Below are 19,953 nucleotides of genomic sequence, written 5' to 3'. Positions count from 1 at the left end.
CCTTGGCGGCCGCAGCGTAAATGACAGGACGGGGGTGACAATGGTTGGCTGAAAAACGCGATTATTACGAAGTATTGGAGCTAGGCAAGGACGCTTCAACGGATGATATCAAAAAAGCATACCGCAAGCTGGCCCGCCAATATCATCCCGACGTAAACAAGGCCGCAGATGCGGAAGCAAAGTTTAAGGAAGTTAAGGAAGCCTATGACGTTTTAAGCGATGACGGCAAACGCGCCACCTATGACCGTTACGGTCATGTGGACCCTAATGCGGGAATGGGCGGAGGCGCCGATTTTGGCGGCTTTGGCGACATTTTTGATATGTTTTTTGGCGGCGGCGGCGGTCGTCGCGACCCCAATGCGCCGCAGCGAGGCAATGATCTTCAATATACGATGACCATTGAATTCAAGGAAGCGGTATTTGGCAAGGAATCCGAAATTACGATTCCGCGCACCGAATCCTGCGACACCTGCTTCGGAACGGGAGCAAAACCGGGTACGAAGCCGGAAAACTGTTCCGTCTGCCATGGCTCCGGCCAGCAGGAAGTGGTTCAGAATACGCCGTTTGGCCGAATGGTTAACCGGAGAGCATGCTCCAATTGTAGCGGGACGGGCAAAATCATTCGTGAAAAATGCGGAACATGCCATGGAGCGGGTAAAGTTAAAAAGCAGCGCAGAATCAAAGTCAACATTCCTGCTGGGGTGGACGATGGCGCTCAAATCCGCATGAGCGGCGAAGGTGAAGGCGGATTGCGCGGCGGGCAGGCTGGCGATCTTTATATCGTGCTGCGCGTCAAGTCGCATGATTTCTTCCAGCGCGAAGGCGACGACATTTATTGCGAGGTTCCGTTGACCTTTGTGCAGGCAGCGCTTGGAGATGAAATCGAAATTCCGACATTGACGGAAAAGGTTAAGCTGAAAATTCCGGCAGGCACTCAAACGGGAATGTATTTCCGCTTGAAGGGCAAAGGCGTTCCTAAGCTGCGCAGCTATGGCACGGGCGATCAGCATGTAAAGGTGACGATTGTGACGCCTACAAACCTCACCGAAGACCAAAAAGACCTGCTTCGTCAATTTGGCGAAAGCAATGGTCAGCAAACAAACGAACAGAGCGAGCATCATGAATCCATTTTTGATAAAATGAAGAAAGCGTTCCGCGGCGAATAGCGCGGAACGTTTTTTTGTGCCAAAGGGCTGCTCTGTTGTACAATAGAGGATAGGCTTTATTGAAATGTAGGAGGCAAAGGAAATGAAATGGCATGAACTGACTATTCATACAACGGAAGAAGCAACAGAAATGATTTCTAATTTTTTGCATGAGATGGGAGCGGGGGGCGTATCTATCGAGGAATCGGGAACCCTTAACAAACCTCGCGATACGTCTCTTGGACAATGGTACGAGCTGCCGCTTAACGATATACCGGAGGGGCAAGCCGTAATCAAGGGGTATTTTGCGGAAGGCACCAATCCTGAAGAGCTGATTCGGCAACTAAAGCCGCGCGTGGAGGAGCTGCGCGAGTTCGATATTGATCCCGGCGACGTTGTTTATGCATCTGCAGACGTGGATGATGAAGACTGGGCTACAGCATGGAAGCAATATTTTAAGCCGATAAGGGTCTCTGAAAAACTTACCATCAAGCCTACCTGGGAGTCATACGACCCGGCAGACGGCGAGGTAATTATAGAGCTGGACCCCGGCATGGCGTTTGGCACAGGCACTCATCCAACAACCGCGCTTTGTCTTCGTACGCTGGAAAGCGTCATTAAGGGCGGAGAAGAAGTCATTGACGTTGGCACAGGCTCCGGCATTCTGGCTATCGGGGCTGTAAAGCTGGGCGCCAAAAAGGTGCTTGCGCTTGATCTTGATCCCGTTGCCGTATCCAGCGCAACTGAAAACGTTCATCTAAATGCCTTGTCGAATGATATACAAGTCAAGGTCAGCGATTTGCTTGGCGTATTGAAGGGCAATAGTGCCGGAAACGGCGGAAGCTCTGAAGATGCTCCAGTCGCTGTCTCACTGCCTGTAGACCTCATTGTCGCCAATATTTTGGCAGAAATCATTTTGCTTTTCCTGGACGATGTTTATGCGGCGCTGAAACCAGGCGGGACTTATATCGCGTCCGGTATTTACAAAAACAAAGAGGATGACGTGGAGCAAGGGCTGATCGGAGCAGGCTTCCGCATCGTCCAAAAGCATCGTGACGAAGATTGGATTGCTTTTGTAGCTGAAAAAGCATAGGAGGGGCTGATACGTCTGAGCAACTTTTTTTGGTTTCCGATAGAGGAGCTTCCGTTTATCGTCCTTTCCATTATTCTTTGCTTTACGATTCATGAATTTGCCCATGCGTTCACCGCATGGAAATTCGGCGATGATACGGCTTATAAGGAAGGACGAGTAACGCTTAACCCTGTAGCTCATCTTGACTTTCTTGGATTTATTTTTATCATTCTTGCCGGCTTTGGCTGGGCCAAGCCCGTGCCTGTTCGGGCAAGCCGATTCAGTAATCCGCGCCTGATGAGCGTTATCGTGTCAGCGGCGGGTCCGGTTAGCAATTTTTTACTTGGGGTGCTATCGTTCTTTTTGCTATTCCTTTTGTATCGCTTCGGTCTAGTGGATGGAGCTTCGGATGGCGTTAGAGCTGCGATCGAAACCTTTTTCGGGTATTTCATTCACTTTAATTTTTTGTTGTTTGTATTTAACCTTATTCCGCTACCGCCGCTTGATGGCTACCGGATTGTGATGGAATTTTTGCCACTGAACCTGCGCTTCAAAATCGAGCAGCATGCGCAGTGGGGCGTTATTATATTCCTCCTGCTGGTCTTTATTCCGCCATTGCGCGCGGTGACTATTGGTCCAATTTTGGGATGGACGGAAAACATCACTTTATTTGTTGGGAAATTGGTTTCTTTTGTCATCTAAATAGATTTATTGTCGACAGACATGCTATGATGAAGGACGGACTTATGTAAAATTGCGTGTTTAAAAAGGTGGTTAAACTGATGCAGCGCTATTTTGTGGCGTCTGAGCAATTCCAGGACGGCATGGTTATATTGCGGGGAGAGGACGCCCATCATGCCTCGCGGGTCATGAGAATGAACGCAGGCGATGTTTTTATCGCCTGCGACGGCGGCGAGCGCAGCGCGCTTGTTAAAGTGGTACAGCTCGACGGCCAAGAAGTACGGGGCAGCGTTCAGGAGCTGCTGCCGCAGGATAGCGAGCCTCTCTGGCAGGTGACCATTGCCCAAAGCTTGCCCAAGGGCGACAAGATGGAGCTGGTTATCCAGAAGGGGACGGAGATTGGCGCGGTTGCCTTTTTACCGTTTCAGTCGGAACGGAATATCGTCCAATACGACGGTAAGAAGGAAGCCAAGCGGCTGGAGCGCTGGAGCAAAATCGCCAAGGAAGCGGCGGAGCAAAGCCACCGGCACCGGATTCCTTCAGTGGAGGCGGTGAAAAGCTGGAAGGGGCTTCTGGCAGATATACCGGCCTATGATCTGGCTTTATTTTGCTATGAGCGCGCGGGTGATTCAGCTCACGGCGTCGGGATCGGCGACGCTGTAAAGGAATGGCGGCTGCGCCGCGCCGGAAATGAAGCTCCGCCCCGCATATTGCTTATCGCCGGGCCTGAGGGCGGCTTTGCTGAGCGGGAGGCCGAAGAAGCCGCTGCTGCCGGAGCCGTTTTGACGGGGCTTGGCAAGCGTATTTTACGGGCTGAAACAGCGGGAATAGCAGGCTTGACCTGTTTAGTATATGAATCAGGAGAAATGGGGGGAGCGCAGCCATGACGTCAACCGTTGCATTTTATACATTGGGCTGCAAAGTGAATTTTTATGATACGGAGGCCATTTGGCAGCTGTTCAAAAATACAGGCTACGAGCAAGTAGAGTTTGAGGATACCGCGGATGTGTATGTGATCAATACATGCACGGTTACCAATACGGGGGACAAAAAAAGCCGCCAAATCATTCGTCGCGCCATCCGCAGAAATCCGGATGCGATTATTGCGGTGACGGGCTGTTATGCCCAGACATCGCCGGCGGAAATTTTGGCGATTGACGGCGTTGATCTTGTTATCGGCACGCAGGACCGCGACAAAATAATGGATTTTGTCGGTCAGATCAGAGAGGACCGCACGCCGGTCAACGCAGTACGCAATATTATGAAGACACGCAGCTTTGAGGAGCTGGACGTGCCGGACTTTACGGAGCGGACGCGTGCATTTCTGAAAATCCAGGAGGGCTGCAATAACTTCTGCACCTTCTGCATCATTCCTTGGTCGCGCGGCCTTTCGCGCAGCCGCGAGCCGCAAAGCGTGCTGGAGCAAGCCCGTTCTCTTGTTGCTGCAGGCTACAAGGAAATCGTATTGACGGGCATTCATACCGGCGGCTACGGCGACGATATGGAAAATTACAACTTGACCAGTCTGCTGTGGGATCTGGACAAGGTGGAAGGGCTGGAGCGAATTCGCATCAGCTCCATAGAGGCAAGCCAGATCGATGACGAAATGATCGATGTGCTGAATCGCTCCTCCAAAATGTGCCGCCATCTTCATATCCCGCTGCAGGCGGGAGACAACAGCGTGCTGAAGCGGATGCGCCGTAAATATACGACAGAGGAATTTGCCTCCAAAATCAAGCGTCTGCATGAAGCTATGCCTGGCGTCGCTATTACAACGGATGTAATCGTAGGTTTCCCGGGTGAAACCGACGAGATGTTCGAAGCGGGCTATAAGCTGATGGAGGAGCTTGCTTTTGCGGAAATGCATGTGTTCCCTTACTCCAAGCGGACGGGAACGCCGGCGGCAAGGATGGAAGACCAGGTTGATGAGGAAGTCAAAAATGAACGTGTGCACAAGCTGATCGACTTGTCCGAAAAGCTTCAGCTTCAATATGCCAAGAAGTCAATTGGCGAGGTGCTGGACGTCATTCCGGAGAGGGTAGTAAAGGGAGTCGACGGTGAAGAGTGGGTAATGGGCCACTCCGACAACTACTTGAATGTGGCTTTTGCAGGCTCTGAGGCTTTGATCGGCCAGTTGTGCCGTGTTAAGGTTACGGAAGCGGGCGTTAATGAGTGCACAGGCCAGCTTCTTCGCGTACTCGAAGCGGATCGGGAACGAGATGATGTTTCCGTTGCCTCGCGCCGCGGCGGCGGTCGGCCGCTTAATCACGGCCAAAGCCTGGATGCGCTTCGCGCGTCCGCCGTCAATGGAGAAGCTTTGGAAGAAGAGGACGAGGAGCTTCATACGTACAAGTATGAGCGCACAGAAACCATCAAAGCATAACATGTACCGGCAGCGGCTGGATTCACAAGATGAAGAATTCCTTTGCTGCATATACTAATGGATAAAGGCTGCAAGGGGGAAGAGGCATGATGGAAATATCAGCAGGCGGCGTCGTATACCGCCGCAATGAGCAGGGAGAGCTGCAAATTCAGCTTATTCAGGACCGCTATGGAAAGGTTTCTCTTCCCAAAGGAAAAATGGAGCCGGGAGAGACGGTCGAGCAGACGGCGCTGCGCGAAATTAAAGAGGAAACCGGTCTGTTGGGCGCTATAATAGAGCCGATTGACCAGATCAAATATCAATATGAGCATGCTCAGCATGGAACGGTGAACAAGGAGGTCCACTACTATCTGGTTGAGGCGATCGGCGGAACCCATCAAGCCCAGGTAGAGGAGATCAGAGGCGTTGACTGGTTTGAGCCGCTCGAGGCTTGGCGCCGCCAGAAGCAATCCGGTTATGACAACAACCACCGGATTGTTGCGGGCGCGCTCAGGCTGCTTGGAATAGAAACCAACTAGGCACAGCTGGACTTCGAAGGCGCAGCTGGTTTTCGGCTAACCAAAGCCCCGTTACAAGGGGCATTCGCATCCTGAAAGCAAAGCATTAAGGTGCGTTATAGATTTTAAGGTTAGACACTATCGCTTCAGCCTACCCTGTTCCAAATGCTTAAGTAACAAAAAGGAAGCGCAAGCAACGAACACGCCACGTTAAAAATAGTTTGCGCGCGGGCGACAAGTGATGATGGCGAGTGAGACAGCCAGTCCGATAAGAGCGTCAGCTCGCCAATCAGGGGCATGAACAGAAGTGCGCCGCCAATATTTAACACGGTATGGGCATAAGCCACAAAGCGCCCTTCCCTTGTGCTCCCGATGCCGGCCAGCAGCGCCGTGCTGCAGGTCCCGACATTGGCGCCGAGCACAATGGCGACGCCTAGCTCCGGGGGCATAGCGCCAAGCATAACAAACCCCATGACCATGCCGATTACCGCGGCGCTGCTATGAACGGCTGCCGTCAAGGCTATTCCTGCGGCAAGGCCCCACCAGAGGCTGGTCGCCGATTTGCCCAGAAACCAGTCATAGACTCCGCTGTTTTGTATATCGGGTCCGATGGATTGCATCATAGATAATCCCATTAGAAGCAAACTAAAGCCGGCCAGTGCAAGGGAAGCGGAGCGCAGGCTTTTCAGCCAGGCGCGTCTGCCGCCATTCGCAATGGGATTCATTTCGCCCGTCAATACGGTAAACAGCCATAACATAGCCGAAAGACCAAGCATGGGGACCGCCGCATGGCTGATATTAAGACCAATTAATTCCGTAGTAAGGCAAGTTCCGATATTAGTGCCCAGCACAATGCCAAGCGTTCGGCTGAAGCTGAGCAGACGGGCGTTCACCATACCGATGGAAACAACGGTAACCGCTGTGCTGCTCTGAAGGGCGGCGGATGCGGCAGCGCCTACGGCCATGCCTCTTAGCGGAGTTGCGGTGAACCTTTGCAGGGTTTTGTCCAGGTAAGGACCGGCCAGACGGTGCAGGGCAAGCTCCATAAGCTTCATGCCGCACAGAAAAACCCCGAAGCCGTACAGCACAAACAGCAGGCTGGGTATCGACATAATGTTAAATCTCCTTAGCATGTAAAATGGAGTGCGAGGCCGCGGAAGCTAGCTGTTCCCTACGGACATGCATGACCTTTAAAGCTTTGTTTTGATGCAATATCCATTTTTAAAGGTCATGCATGACCGTAAAAGCTTAATTACATCCCCAAAACGAGACTTTTGAGACTCTAAAGGACGTTGGTGACCGTTACATGAATCCAATGTATCCATTTTAGGCTCTAGCGGTCATCGGTGACCGTCAGGCGGTCAAAAGACAGTTGCCGATGTCTATTTTGAAGTCAGGTTATAATGTTCATAAGTATCGATTACTATCTATATGCCGCAAGCGGGACAAGCATGACATCCCGCATGGAGAGGACGAACAGAACGGTGAGCCATCCCAAAGCATTTTTGAAAAAGGAACGAAAAAAAAGAACCGAAAACGGACATCCCTGGATTTTTGCCAGTGAAATTCAAGGCGTGGAAGAAGGCGCTATCGCAGGCGGTTTGGTCGATGTGGTGACGCATCACGGCAAATATTTGGCAACGGGTTATTGGAATCCGGCTTCGCAAATCAGCATTCGCGTCATTTCATGGAGTCCGGTCTCCGAAATGGACAAGGCTTTTTTTGTGGAAAGACTGGAGCGCTGCAAGGAGCATCGCAGGCGTTTTGTGAAGGATGAGGATTGCCGCCTGGTCTATGGCGAGGCAGACGGCTTGCCGGGCTTGATTGTGGACCGGTTCGGGGGCGTGCTTGTTGTTCAGCTGCTGACGCTGGGCATAGACAGCAGGCGGGACGAGCTGACGGAGGCGTTGACGGATGTTTTTAGCCCGGAGGGCATATATGAGCGCAGTGATGTAGGCGTAAGAAAGCTAGAGGGGCTGGAGGAAAAAACAGGTGTTCTTTATGGACATTGTCCTGCGTCTGTCCAAATCCGTGAAAACGGCTTGAAGCTTGAGGTTGATATTGCAGAAGGGCAAAAAACAGGCTACTTCTATGACCAGAGGGAAAATCGCGCCGCGCTGGAGCCGTTGATGACGGGCTGGGGCAGCCGAAGCGGCATAGCGTTAGGGGAACATCCCGATGGTGAAGGTGAACGGGTACCGCTTAATGCAAATGGAAAAATCGTGACGTTTCCCTATTGGGACGGAGCAACCGTGCTGGAATGCTTTGCACATACAGGCAGCTTTACGCTGCATGCTTGCAAATACGGCGCAAAACGTGTTACCTGTCTGGACATTTCCGAGCATGCGCTTGAAACGGCAAAACGCAATGTCGAACTGAACGGTTTTGAAGACAGAGTGGAGTTTGTGGCGGCTGACGCCTTTCACTACTTGCGGGAGCAAGTTAAAGGGCTGGAGGAACGTGCAGCCCGGGCTGCAGGAAAAAGTGATACATCCTCCAAATTTAGCGGTCAAGGCCGCACATGGGATGTCGTCATCCTGGACCCGCCTGCATTTGCCAAGTCTAAAGGCGCTGTGGCTGGCGCTGCGCGGGGCTACAAGGATATCAATTTGCATGGCATGAAGCTTGTTAATGAAGGCGGCTATCTGGTGACGGCCAGCTGCTCTTACCATATGAGTCCGGAGCTGTTTCGCGATGCCATCGCCGCGGCGGCGGCCGATGCGGGCAAGGTGCTTCGCCTGGTGGAGTGGAGAGCGGCGGGCAAGGATCATCCGCAGCTGCTGGACATGCGGGAAGGCCATTATTTGAAGTTTGGCATCTTCGAGGTGCGAAGCAAATAGCCGGAAAAGGCGTAACCGTCAGGGGGGAGATTTATTATGTCGCTGCGGTTGATCATCGGAAGGGCGGGCAGCGGAAAAAGCTTCCGCTGTCTGACCGAAATAAGAGAACAAGTTAGCGGATGTCCTGACGGACCTCCGCTCATTTTGCTTGTACCGGAGCAAGCCACGTTCCAGAGCGAATACGCGATGCTTAACGGAAGCGGCTTTGCCGGCACCATGCGCGCGCAAGCGCTCAGCTTCCGGCGTTTGGCGTTTCGCGTCATGCAGGAAACCGGAGGCACCGCGCTTGTGCCAATCGGGGATATAGGCAAGCATATGCTGTTGTACAAGCTGGTGCACAAGCTATCCCCGGAGCTCAAGCTTTTTCGCGGAGGAGCCGGACAGCCCGGCTTTATGGATCGGCTGTCCGAGCTGCTGACGGAATGGAAGCGCTATGGCATTGATCCCCAGTCGCCGGACGTTATGCTGGAAGCCGAAGCGGGAAACGCTCCGATGCTGGATAACAAGCTGCATGATCTTTTGCTGCTTTATGAAGCCATGGAGGGCGAGCTATCCGGCAAATACATTGACGCGGAGGATTATTTAACCTTTTTGGAGGGCGGCTTTGCGGAGTCCCCATCCATGTCGGGTGCGCAAATTTGGGTAGACGGCTTTCATGGCTTTACGCCGGGCGAATACGCGGTGCTTGGCAAGCTTATTGAACATGCGGATGTTACCGTTTCATTGACGCTGGATAAGCTGTATCAGGCCGGAGAGCGCCCTCATGAGCTGGATTTGTTCCACCCCGCTGCCGAAACCTGCGCCGCTTTGCTGGAGCTTGCCGAAGCCTGCGGCGCAGAGGTGCTGCCGGCGCTTGAGCTGGGAGGGGAGAATTCGCCCCGTTTCAGAAGCAATGCTATGCTGCGTCATCTTGAACGGCATTATGGCAGCCGCATCCCCATGCTTACGGCTGACAAAAGGGTTTTCGAGCATCTCGATCACCGATGCGGCATATCACTTCACGCGCTTCCAGGCCGGAGGGCCGAGGTGGAAACAATTGCTCGCGATATGCTCCGCCGGGCGCGCGAGGATGCTCTTCGCTGGCGGGAGATGGCCGTGCTGGTTCGGAATGCGGAGGACTATGCGGATTATATGAGTCTGGTTTTTCAGGATTACGGTATTCCGTATTTTGTGGACCGCAAGGAAAAGGCGCTGCATCATCCCCTTGTGGAATATATCCGTTCGGCATTGGAAACGGTGCTGCATGGCTGGCATTACGACGCTGTGTTTCGCTGCGTCAAAACGGAAATGCTGTTCCCTATCGACGGGAGCTTGCCCAGAGAATGGTTCGATCAATTGGAAAATTATTGTCTTGCGAGTGGCATTGATGGCTGGAAATGGCTGAATGAGACAAGCTGGAAGCCGCTGGCGGCTGTTTCGCTGGATGAGGAATCCGAGATGGAATCCTCCGTCAGCGACAAGGCCAGAGCGGAATTTGAAATCGTTATGGCTGCGCGCGGGGCTATTGTCCCTCCTCTGGAGCAATTTGGCAAACGGTTGAAGGAGAGCGGCACCATTCTGGAAATGTGCGAGGCTTTGTATGCCTTGCTGGATGAAACGGACGCCGCCGATCGTCTGGAGCTTTGGGCAGGCAATGATCTGGAAAAGGGGGATGTTCGCCGTTCACGCTCCCACCGTCAGCTCTGGGACGGGATTATGAGCCTGCTGGATCAACTGGCGGAGCTGGCTGGAGACCAGCGGGCGGAGCCTGAATTGTTCGCGGGAATGGTGGAGGCCGGACTCGACAGCCTTAAGCTTGCCTCTGTGCCGCCTGCCCTGGACCAGGTGCTGATCGGAAGCCTGGACAGGACTCGCTCCGGCGAAGTGAAGGCGGTATATATATTGGGTGCAAACGACGGCATGATTCCGATGCGTATGAAAGAAGACGGCATTTTGACGGAAAACGAACGTGATATTCTGGCCGAACGAGGCATGAGCCTTGCTCCCGGAGCCAAGAGGCGGCTGCTTGACGAGCGCTTTATGATTTACAACGCTTTGGCTGCGCCTTCGAAGCATCTGTGGATCAGCTATGCGCAGGCCGACGAGGAGGGCAAAAGTCTGCTGCCCTCCGAGCTGATCCGCCATGTCTCTGTTTTATTCCCGGGCATTCCCATTCGGGAAGGGGCATCCGAGCCTTCCTTGTCCATGACGGAGGCGGAGCAGGTCAGCTTTATCGTCCAGCCTGGGCGTTCATTGACTTATCTGGGCTCCGTGCTGGGACGCTGGCTCCAGACCGGACAGGAGCCGCCGCCGTTTTGGTGGGGGCTGTACAACTGGTTTGCCGTCCGCCCCGATTGGCAAAGCAGGCTTGAGCTGCTGTCGCGCTCGCTTCTTTACAGCAATGAGGAGCCGCCGCTTCCTAAAGGGGTGGCCCGACAGCTGTACGGCCGCGATATGGTCGTCAGCGTTTCTAGGATGGAACGGTTTGTATCCTGTCCCTTCCAGCACTTTGCCATTCATGGCTTAAAGCTGCGCGAGCGCAAGCTGTATCGTCTGGAGGCGCCGGATGTCGGGCAGTTGTTCCACGCCGCCATGAGCAGGCTGGCAAACGGCTTGAGCAGCGGGTGGGGCCGAATGTCGAAGGACGAGATCAAGGCAGAGGCGCGCAAGACGGTGGAGGAGCTGGCGCCGCGGCTGCAATCTCAAATCCTGCTTAGCAGCGGCCGATTCCAGTTTATCGCCCGCAAGCTGCAGGAAATCGTAGCGCAGGCGGCCGTTGTACTGGGCGAGCATGCCAGAAGGGCTGAATTCCACCCCGTCGGTACGGAGGTCGGGTTTGGACCCGGCGGGACGCTGCCGGCCTTGAAGCTTGCTCTCCCTGGCGGCTCCACTTTGGAGGTTATAGGGAGAATCGACAGGGTTGACGCTGCGGAGACAGAGAATGGGCTGCTGCTTCGCGTAATGGATTACAAATCCAGCCAGACATCGCTGCGCCTTGAAGAGGTGGCGCAAGGCCTGTCGCTGCAAATGCTGACGTATCTGGATGTTCTGCTGACCTATGCGGAGTCGTGGCTGGGCCGTCCCGCCGCACCCGCAGGGGTGCTGTATTTCCACGTTCATAACCCCGTCATGGCCATGTCAAACCGGTTGACCAGGCAGGAGTCCCAAAAAAAGCTTTTGGGACGCTACAAGATGAGAGGACTGCTCACGGCGGATGCGGATATCGTACGCTTGATGGACGGTGAGCTGGAGAGCGGTTATTCCGAGGTGCTGCCCGTTGCGCTGAAAAAGGACGGCGGCTTTTATAGCAGCTCCTCTGTTATCGGCCAAGAAGACTGGCCCGTGCTGCGGCAATCGGTCCGCACTATGATTGGCGACATCGGAGAATGCATTCAGCAAGGGCAGGTATCTATCGAGCCTTACCGGCTAGGGGATAAAACGCCTTGCCAATTTTGCCGCTACAAGGCCGTTTGCCAATTTGACCAGCAAGTCGAGGGCAATCAGTATCGAAGGCTGGGCAAGCTGACAAAGGATGAGGTTTGGCAGAGGCTGGGAAGGAGCTGACGAATATGAATAAAAACGCAAACCCTCCTAAGCCGGAGGGAAGCCAGTGGAGCGACGACCAATGGGATGCCATCGTTACAGGGGGCAGGAATGTGCTTGTTGCCGCTGCTGCCGGCTCCGGCAAAACCGCCGTTCTGGTTGAACGCATCATTCGTCGCATATCGTCCAGCGCGGATGTGGACAGGCTGCTTGTGGCTACCTTTACAAAAGCGGCTGCCGCCGAAATGAGCGAGCGGATCAGCATGGCGCTGGAGAAGGAGCTGGAGCGCCAGCCGGATAACGGACATCTGCGCAGGCAGCTGGCATTAATGGGGCGGGCGTCCATTACAACGCTGCATTCCTTTTGTCTGGATGTCATCCGGCGTTATTATCATATGATCGGGCTTGATCCCGGCTTTCGGATCGCCAATGAAACGGAAAGCGAGCTGCTGCGGCTGGATGTGCTGGACGAGCTGTTTGAGCACAAATATAGCGGGACGGATGGGGATTCCGGCGCTTTTTTGCGGCTTGCTGAGCGGTACGGCGGCGAACGGGGAGATGAGCCGTTATATGCTCTTGTTCAGCAGCTTTATGACTTTGCCGGCAGTCATCCCTGGCCCGATCATTGGTTAAGAGAGTCAGCCAAAGCCTTTGGCGCGAATACGATTGATCAATTGGAATCCGGCGTTTGGGTCGGACGGCTTCACGCCGACATTGCGCTTGCTCTGGACGGAGCCGAAGGCCAGCTGAAGGAGGCGCTGCGCTTGTGCGCGCAGCCTGGCGGCCCTGATCCATATGCGGACACGCTTGCGGAGGACTGCTCGCTCGTGGCGGGGCTGAAAGAGGCCGTTAAATTTTTGCCTTGGAGAAGCTGGGGAGAACGGTTCCGCGCTGCGGCGTTTGGCAAGCTGAAGCCGCTTCGCGGAGACAGCTATGACAAAGCTTTGCAGGAAGCAGTCAAGGCATTGCGGGACAATGCCAAAAAGCTGGTTTCCTCGCTTGCAGACGAGCTTTTTGGACGGACGCCGGAGCAGTTTATGGAGGAGCTTGCGGAGCTTGCGCCGCTAATGGAGGAGCTTGCGAAGCTCGTTATTGAGTTCGGCAGCCGCTATGAAGAGGCCAAGCGCCGTAAAGGCTTGCTGGATTTTGGCGATCTGGAGCATTATTGCCTCCGTATTTTGCGTCATGAGAATTCGGAGCCCGGCAATCTGATCCCTTCATCTGCGGCTCTGGAATATAGGCAGCATTTCCAGGAGATTTTGCTGGACGAATACCAGGACACCAATATGGTGCAGGAAGCGATTGTAAGCCTTATTGCCAGAGAGGGAGCGGGCAACCGCTTTATGGTAGGCGATGTCAAGCAGAGCATCTACCGCTTCCGGCTGGCGGAGCCTAATCTTTTTCTGGCAAAATACAAATCGTATCAAACAAGTGACGGCTCACAAGCCCAAAGCGCCGGATCATTAGACAGGCCGGTTGCTGACGACGATGGCCTGCGCATCGACCTTGCCCGTAATTTCCGCAGCCGCAATGAGGTGGTGGATGGCGTAAATACGGTGTTTCGTGCCATTATGCGGGAGCAGGTGGCGGAGATGGATTACGACAGCCGCGCCGAGCTGGTGGCCGGAGCCGCTTACCCCCCTCCAGCTCCCCCGGATAGCTGCCGCGTGGAGTTTGGCATTTTGGACCGAGGCGGCGAAGCCGCTGCCGCCGAAGGCGAGGATATCTCGGAAAGTCTGGACGAATCCGCTGAAGCCTCGGTGGAAGCTGAAGCAGCGGAGGATTTGAAGGTCGCGCAGCTGGAGGCCCGCTGGATTGCCAGCCAAATGAAAAGGCTGGACGAAGGCGGCTTTATGGTCTACGACAGCAAGCGAAAAGCACATCGCCCTATGGAATGGCGGGATGTGGTCATTTTGCTTAGGGCAACCAGACAGTGGGCTCCCATTATTATCGAAGAACTGCAAAGCATGGGCATTCCGGCGTATGCGGAGCTGGGCAGCGGTTATTTTGAAGCGACGGAGATTGTAACGATGCTTTCGTTGCTGCGCATTATAGACAATCCTTATCAGGATATCCCGCTTGCGGCCGTGCTGCGTTCACCGTTGTTCGGCTTTACAGCGGAGGAGCTGGCGCAAATCCGTATTTTGTCTCCCGCCTTGCCTTATTACGAAGCTGTTTTGCAGGCAGCAGGGCATGAAGCAATGGAAGAGCGGATAAAGGGCAGATTGTCGCGTTTTCTGGATCAGCTGGAGGATTGGCGGGAGGAAGCCAGAGGCGGGGCGCTGGCGGAGCTGCTATGGAAAATCTATCGGGAGACGGGGTATTACGAGTTTGCAGGCGGACTGCCGGGAGGCGTTCAGCGCCAGGCAAACCTGCGGGCGCTTCACGACCGCGCGCGGCAATACGAGGCAACTTCGTTTCGGGGCTTGTTCCGTTTTCTGCGGTTTATTGAGCGGATGCGGGACAGTGGCGGTGATTTAGGAACAGCACGCGCATTAGGCGAACAGGAAAATGTAGTCCGAATCATGTCGATTCACAAAAGCAAAGGGCTGGAATTTCCCGTTGTTTTTGTTGCGGGATTAGGCAAGCTGTTTAACCAGCAGGATTTGAGGAGCTCGTTTCTCAAGCATAAGGAGCTTGGCTTTGGTCCTCGCATTATAGAGCCGGATGATAGAATCAGCTACCCGAGCTTGCCTTTTCTTGCTATACGAAGGGCGCTGCGCCGCGAAATGCTGGCCGAGGAAATGCGGATTTTGTACGTTGCGTTGACGAGGCCGAAGGAGAAGCTGTTTCTGGTCGGCACTGCTACCGATCTGGCCAAAAAGCTGCAAGGCTGGCAGGCGGCGCTCCAAAGCGACGGTACGCTGAACGACTATGTGGTTTCATCAGCACGCTCCTTTATGGACTGGCTTGGACCGATGGCATCCCGGCAATTGCTGGCTCAGGCCAGTCCGGAGGAAGCAGCCGCTATTGCATCGCCTCCATTGCTGCCGGATTGGCGAACAGGCTCGCTTTCCGCTTCGGCTCTAACGGGCTTTGCGGCGGCAGCCTTGGAGGAGGACACGGAGGAAAACAAGCTTCGGGAGGAGCGAATCCAGGGGATCGCAGGTTTGGCTCTGCTGGAGGAAGCCAGCCTGGACAAGGAGCTGGAGGCCATCCTGGATTGGTCGTACCCCCACGCGGAAACAGCCTCGCTGGCAGCCAAAACCTCGGTTACGGAAATGAAAAGACTGCTTGACGAGCAGCCGGATGACGCAGAGCTATTGGCAAGCGACGGATATAGCGTTGGGGATGAAGCGTTGGATGTCACCGGTCTTGAAAAAGAACATTCAACTCCCGGACCGTTTTCGTTAAGACTGCGAAGACCCGCTTTTATGGGGGAGAAAAAACTGACTGCGGCGGAAAAAGGCACCGCGAGCCACCTACTTATGCAGCATATGCCCCTTACGGGTCATAACGGCGAACGCACGGTTGCCGATGTGCTGGAGCAAATGGTGCAGCGGCGGCTTTTGACAAGAAAACAAGCCGACAGCATTGATAAAAGGTCTGTTGCCGCATTTTTTGACGGGGAGCTGGGGCGGAGAATGGCGGCAGCGGAATGGATCAGGCGCGAGGTGCCGTTCAGCTGCATGCTTCCCGCCAGCCGGGTGCACGGAAAGACAGTGCCGGAGAGCAGCGACGAACCCGTTATGATACAAGGGGTCATTGATTGTCTTTTTAGGGATGAGAAGGGACTCGTTTTACTTGACTACAAAACCGACCGGATATCTCAAGGCAACTGGGAGCAGGCCGCAGAACGACACCGGTTCCAGCTTGAGCTTTACGGAGAGGCTGTGTCCGCGATGCTGGGAAGGGAAGTTGACGAGCTTTATGTCTATTTTCTGGATGGCGGCAGACACGTTCGAATGAAGTGAACTCGTTGAAGCAGGGAAAACGCAATGGGGGAGGAAATACGTTGAAGGAGCAGAAGAAGGCAGGGCAGGGAGGGCTATCCAAAGCGCTTGCCGTTACGCTGGTTATCCTTGTTTTGAGTCTGATGGGAAATATTCTGCTGTTGACCAAAAACATGGGCTTCAGTCAAGGCGAAAAGGTTGAGCAAGGTGAAACGATTATAGCTAATCTGGAATGGCTCAGGGATGGTCTGGCTATTTGGGGAGAGGCTCTTGAAGAGATGGCTGCGAGCGATGAAGCACGGGGCGATGTTCGAATGACAGCAGGTTTTATGGCTGCGTCTTTGTCGACGGTTGAAGGCAGCTTCTACTCCAGCCTCTTTAATGTGATGGGCGCCGCGCAGGAACTGCAGCCAAGCAATTTGTCCAATGGTCCCGGAGCGGTGAGCTACCACATGAGCAAGCTGCGTAATCTATTAGGGGATATCTCGGGCGGAAGCGGCGCTTTAACAGCCGATGAAATGTTGGAGCTGGAGGATGCCGCCGCCTCCATTCAGCAATTGAAGGAGGCGGTGTCCGAGTTTAATTTTGCCGTCAAAGGCGACCGTCTCTCCATGATCCGCCTTGCCGGAGGACATGAATGGCTGCCTGTCGCGGCCAAGCTGCAGGAATTGCTCCTTGTTTTCAACGAAGGCATGACGCTGAAGCTTACGGATTTATAAGGTAGCCCTTAGCCCGTTCCTGCATAAGATGGAGTGAATGGAGGCTGATGACTATGGAAAACAAGGCATTTGCGGCAACTGACAAAAAGGAGATGTGCCAGCAGCACATGCATCGTTATGTGCTTGTGCAAACGGCTGACGGTATGTGCTTTGACGGCATTGTGGAGCATGTGGACGATGAAGTTTTGTGCATAGCGGTTCCTTTTGGCCAAGGGGAGGGCGATCCGAGAGCGTTTATCCCGTTTGGAGGCTACCCTTATGGTTATGGATATTATCCCCGCAGGCGCTTCTACCGCCAAACGTTCCCGCTCGCCGGCTTGCTGGCCCTTTCGCTGCTGCCCTATTACTTCTGACGACTGTAAGGTTCCCGGCATTGATGTCGCAACGGCGTTTTTCGCTAAAAGCGGCTAATGCCGGGAACGGCAAAGGCCGCGCTTGGCGACCATTCCACAGGGAGCAGGGGCTGCCAATTTCCATTCAGTGCAACAATTGGACTCTGCCGCGATTTTTCGGTATGATAGATTAAGCTGAAAGGATAGGAGGTTGAAGAAAATGGACTGCATTTTTTGCAAGATCGTGGAAGGCTCCATTCCATCGAAAAAAGTGTTTGAAAATGAGCATGTTCTTGCCTTTGAAGATATTCAGCCGGCCGCTCCCGTACATATACTTATCATTCCCAAAAAACATATCCCCACGATGAATGATGTGGGGAAGGAAGATGCCGCTCTGATTGCCGAGCTATTTGCGGCAGCCCGCCATATTGCCGCTGAACGCGGAATTTCGGAGGATGGTTATCGTTTGGTTAACAATGTAAACAGGGACGGCGGTCAAGTGGTTTACCATTTGCATATTCATTTGCTTGGCGGCAAGAAGCTGGGCGCATTATTGGCAGACTGACTAAGTTGACATTGGGAATTACTTTACCGTATAATGAAGCGTGATAAACCGTGTTAAAGCTCTGGGCGGTCTGTTTCGGAGGGAGGGAAAACTGGTGTCTGAAACTAAAGTTCGCAAAAACGAAACTATTGATGCTGCGCTTCGCCGCTTTAAACGCTCCATCGCAAAAGACGGTGTTTTGGCTGAGGTGAAAAAACGCAAGCATTATGAGAAGCCAAGCGTAAAGCGGAAGAAAAAGTCCGAGGCTGCGCGCAAGAGAAAGTTTTAGGAGGATCCTTCCATAATGAACCTGAGCGATCGATTGACCGACGATATGAAGCAAGCCATGAAGAGTCAGGACAAGTTCAAGCTAACGACCATACGAATGATGCGCGCGTCGGTTAAAAACTTGGAAATCGACCTTAAGCGTCCGTTGGACGATAATGAAGTGCTTGATATATTAAGTCGGGAAGTCAAAATACGTAAAGATTCCCTCCAAGAATTTAAAAATGCCGGCCGTGACGACCTAGCGTCGGGTGTGGCTGCAGAAATTGAAATTATTAGTCAATACCTTCCCGAACAGCTCACTGAAGAAGAGATTCAAGAGATAGTAAGGCAGACCATCCAAGAACTCGGTGCCTCTTCCAAAGCGGAAATGGGGAAAGTTATGAGTGCCCTTATGCCTAAAACTAAAGGACGCGCTGACGGTAAACTAGTAAATAAAGCTGTACAGCAATTTCTGCAATAGCCAACATACGGACTGACAAAGCACCCCTTAACGGGGGTGCTTTTTTATCTATTTCCGCATATTCCCGGCAGCATTTGTATGAATGGCTATCCATTTGAAACAATATATATGTTTCTGCGTATTAGTTTAGCAAATGAAACAAAGGAGGAGACAGTTTGAACAAACGGTCTATCCGTGTTTTGCGCATCGCGCTGCCACTGCTTCTGGCAGCCGCGCTGCTGTTGTCGTTTGGGTCCGTTATCGGCGCTTCGCAAGCGGATAAAGACGAAGGCGTGGATTCTTCACCTGGACCTGCCGTTTACGTTGTTCCTGTCAAACAAAAGGTTGACCAAGGTATGCAATCGTTTTTGGAACGCGCTTTCAGGGAAGCCGGCGAAGCCAGGGCAGAGCATATCATTCTGGTGCTTAACACGCTTGGGGGCAGAGTGGACAATGCAAGTGAAATTGGCGAGCTGATTCGCACCAGTCCCATTCCGTCAACCGCCTTTATTGAAGGCAAAGCTGTTTCGGCTGGAACTTATATTGCGCTAAACGCCAACAATATCGTGATGCAAAAAGGAAGCAGCATGGGTTCTGCCGCAGTCGTCAACGGTGCAGGCGAGCTGATTGAAGATCCCAAAACGGTTTCGTTCTGGGTCAGCCAGATGACCGAAGCAGCCAAGCTGAACGGAAGAAATCCTGATATTGCGGCTGCGATGGTTGACGTAAACGCTGTCGTATCGTTGCCGGAAATCGGAGTTGAAAAGGGGAAAGGCGATATTTTGTCCTTGTCCGCCTCCGAGGCTGAGCAAGTCGGCTATTCCGACCATACAGCCAATTCGGTGGATGAGGTTATGGCCTGGCTGAAGCTGGAGGGCCGCACGCAAATACAGGTAGAGCCTTCCATTGCAGAGCAGGTTGCGAAGTTTCTTGTTAATCCAATCGTTGCCACCGTATTGCTCATTCTGGGCATAGCGGGTGTAGCTATTGAGCTGTTTGTGCCAGGCTTCGGAGCTCCGGGCATTGTAGGTTTGTTAAGCTTTGGCCTGTTTTTCTTTGGCTCCTATATTTCAGGACTGGCCGGGATGGAGACCGTTGTGTTGTTTGTGGTCGGCGTCTTGCTTCTGGCGCTGGAATTATTTGTTCCAAGCTTTGGCATATTAGGCATATTGGGGGGAGGCGCATTGATAACAGGCATCATTCTTGCTGCACCAACGCCTCAATCGGGTTTTCTTACGCTGGGGGTTGCATTTGCCGTAGCCGTCGTAATCGTGGTGTTGTTTGCAAGAACCAACAAAGGACGCGGTATATGGAATAAATTTATTTTGCGCGAATCGTTGACGACGGAAGAGGGGTATTTGTCCGCTGACGTAAAAACATCCTTGATCGGCCTTGAAGGAATAACGGTTACGCCGCTTCGTCCCGCTGGAACGGCCCTGATAGGCGATAACCGGGTCGACGTGGTTACCGGAGGAGAGTTTATTCCCGCCAAATCCAGGGTAAAAGTCGTTAAAGCGGAAGGTACCTGGGTAGTTGTAAAAGAAATTCGCAGCGATGAATAAGGAACTGAAAAACTTTTGTGAGGTAAAAATCCCGTC

At 53.4% G+C, this 19,953-nt stretch carries 16 protein-coding genes; 15 read left to right on the top strand and 1 reads right to left on the bottom strand.

Translation table 11 applies throughout. From position 1 onward, the window contains the following. The first annotated feature begins 44 nt into the window (after nucleotides 1–44). The 6 genes from dnaJ (at nucleotide 45) to A7K91_RS22285 (ending at nucleotide 5,799) form a co-directional block, all read left to right on the top strand. Nucleotides 45–1,166 (top strand): molecular chaperone DnaJ, encoded by a 1,122-nt coding sequence (dnaJ, locus tag A7K91_RS22310; protein ID WP_068686687.1) that lies wholly within the window; start codon nucleotides 45–47, stop codon nucleotides 1,164–1,166. Nucleotides 1,167–1,248: 82 nt separating this feature from the next. Beyond that, nucleotides 1,249–2,238 (top strand): 50S ribosomal protein L11 methyltransferase, encoded by a 990-nt coding sequence (gene prmA / locus A7K91_RS22305; RefSeq protein ID WP_068686686.1) that lies wholly within the window; start codon nucleotides 1,249–1,251, stop codon nucleotides 2,236–2,238. Nucleotides 2,239–2,475: 237 nt separating this feature from the next. Continuing rightward, a complete protein-coding gene (locus A7K91_RS22300) occupies nucleotides 2,476–2,919 on the top strand; it encodes a site-2 protease family protein (RefSeq protein ID WP_245697754.1) in 444 nt (147 codons plus the stop codon). A gap of 80 nt (nucleotides 2,920–2,999) precedes the next feature. Beyond that, nucleotides 3,000–3,785: an RsmE family RNA methyltransferase gene (locus tag A7K91_RS22295; RefSeq protein ID WP_068686684.1), complete on the top strand. Its 786-nt coding sequence runs from the start codon at nucleotides 3,000–3,002 to the stop codon at nucleotides 3,783–3,785. Beyond that, nucleotides 3,782–5,281 carry a tRNA (N(6)-L-threonylcarbamoyladenosine(37)-C(2))-methylthiotransferase MtaB gene (gene mtaB / locus A7K91_RS22290; RefSeq protein ID WP_082967677.1) on the top strand — a complete coding sequence of 500 codons (1,500 nt, stop codon included), beginning with the start codon at nucleotides 3,782–3,784 and terminating at the stop codon, nucleotides 5,279–5,281. The genes A7K91_RS22295 and mtaB overlap by 4 nt, the downstream gene beginning before the upstream one ends. A gap of 86 nt (nucleotides 5,282–5,367) precedes the next feature. Further along, on the top strand, nucleotides 5,368–5,799 hold the full coding sequence (locus tag A7K91_RS22285) for an NUDIX hydrolase (RefSeq protein WP_068686683.1): 432 nt from the start codon (nucleotides 5,368–5,370) through the stop codon (nucleotides 5,797–5,799). Between the two features lie 125 nt (nucleotides 5,800–5,924). Here A7K91_RS22285 and A7K91_RS22280 read toward each other — a convergent pair whose 3' ends face one another. Further along, on the bottom strand, nucleotides 5,925–6,890 hold the full coding sequence (locus A7K91_RS22280) for a Na/Pi cotransporter family protein (RefSeq protein WP_068686682.1): 966 nt from the start codon (nucleotides 6,888–6,890) through the stop codon (nucleotides 5,925–5,927). A 351-nt stretch (nucleotides 6,891–7,241) separates the two neighbouring features. On the opposite strand from A7K91_RS22280, the gene A7K91_RS22275 reads away from it, so the two are divergent. From A7K91_RS22275 to A7K91_RS22235, 9 genes are all read left to right on the top strand, one after another. Then, nucleotides 7,242–8,618, top strand: a complete 1,377-nt coding sequence (locus A7K91_RS22275) for a class I SAM-dependent rRNA methyltransferase (protein ID WP_068686744.1) — start codon at nucleotides 7,242–7,244, stop codon at nucleotides 8,616–8,618. 36 nt (nucleotides 8,619–8,654) lie between these two features. Next, nucleotides 8,655–12,161, top strand: a complete 3,507-nt coding sequence (gene addB, locus A7K91_RS22270; protein WP_068686681.1) for a helicase-exonuclease AddAB subunit AddB — start codon at nucleotides 8,655–8,657, stop codon at nucleotides 12,159–12,161. Nucleotides 12,162–12,166: 5 nt separating this feature from the next. Next, nucleotides 12,167–16,054, top strand: a complete 3,888-nt coding sequence (gene addA / locus A7K91_RS22265) for a helicase-exonuclease AddAB subunit AddA (protein WP_068686680.1) — start codon at nucleotides 12,167–12,169, stop codon at nucleotides 16,052–16,054. A 41-nt stretch (nucleotides 16,055–16,095) separates the two neighbouring features. After that, entirely contained in the window at nucleotides 16,096–16,752 is a 657-nt protein-coding gene (locus A7K91_RS22260; RefSeq protein WP_068686679.1) for a hypothetical protein, read from the top strand. Nucleotides 16,753–16,805: 53 nt separating this feature from the next. Beyond that, nucleotides 16,806–17,105, top strand: coding sequence for a hypothetical protein (locus A7K91_RS22255; protein WP_068686678.1), 300 nt, complete (start codon nucleotides 16,806–16,808; stop codon nucleotides 17,103–17,105). 199 nt (nucleotides 17,106–17,304) lie between these two features. Beyond that, nucleotides 17,305–17,649 carry a histidine triad nucleotide-binding protein gene (locus A7K91_RS22250; RefSeq protein ID WP_068686677.1) on the top strand — a complete coding sequence of 115 codons (345 nt, stop codon included), beginning with the start codon at nucleotides 17,305–17,307 and terminating at the stop codon, nucleotides 17,647–17,649. 94 nt (nucleotides 17,650–17,743) lie between these two features. Then, nucleotides 17,744–17,917: a 30S ribosomal protein S21 gene (rpsU, locus tag A7K91_RS22245; RefSeq protein WP_005547957.1), complete on the top strand. Its 174-nt coding sequence runs from the start codon at nucleotides 17,744–17,746 to the stop codon at nucleotides 17,915–17,917. Between the two features lie 15 nt (nucleotides 17,918–17,932). After that, a complete protein-coding gene (locus A7K91_RS22240) occupies nucleotides 17,933–18,376 on the top strand; it encodes a GatB/YqeY domain-containing protein (protein WP_068686676.1) in 444 nt (147 codons plus the stop codon). A 155-nt stretch (nucleotides 18,377–18,531) separates the two neighbouring features. Continuing rightward, the gene (locus A7K91_RS22235) at nucleotides 18,532–19,917 is read left to right on the top strand and encodes an NfeD family protein (protein ID WP_068686675.1); all 1,386 of its coding nucleotides are present in this window, start codon (nucleotides 18,532–18,534) and stop codon (nucleotides 19,915–19,917) included. Nucleotides 19,918–19,953: the final 36 nt, after the last annotated feature.

It is taken from the genome of Paenibacillus oryzae (genome assembly GCF_001675045.1).
GTDB classification, from domain to species: domain Bacteria; phylum Bacillota; class Bacilli; order Paenibacillales; family Paenibacillaceae; genus Pristimantibacillus; species Pristimantibacillus oryzae.
This window is presented reverse-complemented; position numbering and strand designations above follow the sequence as displayed.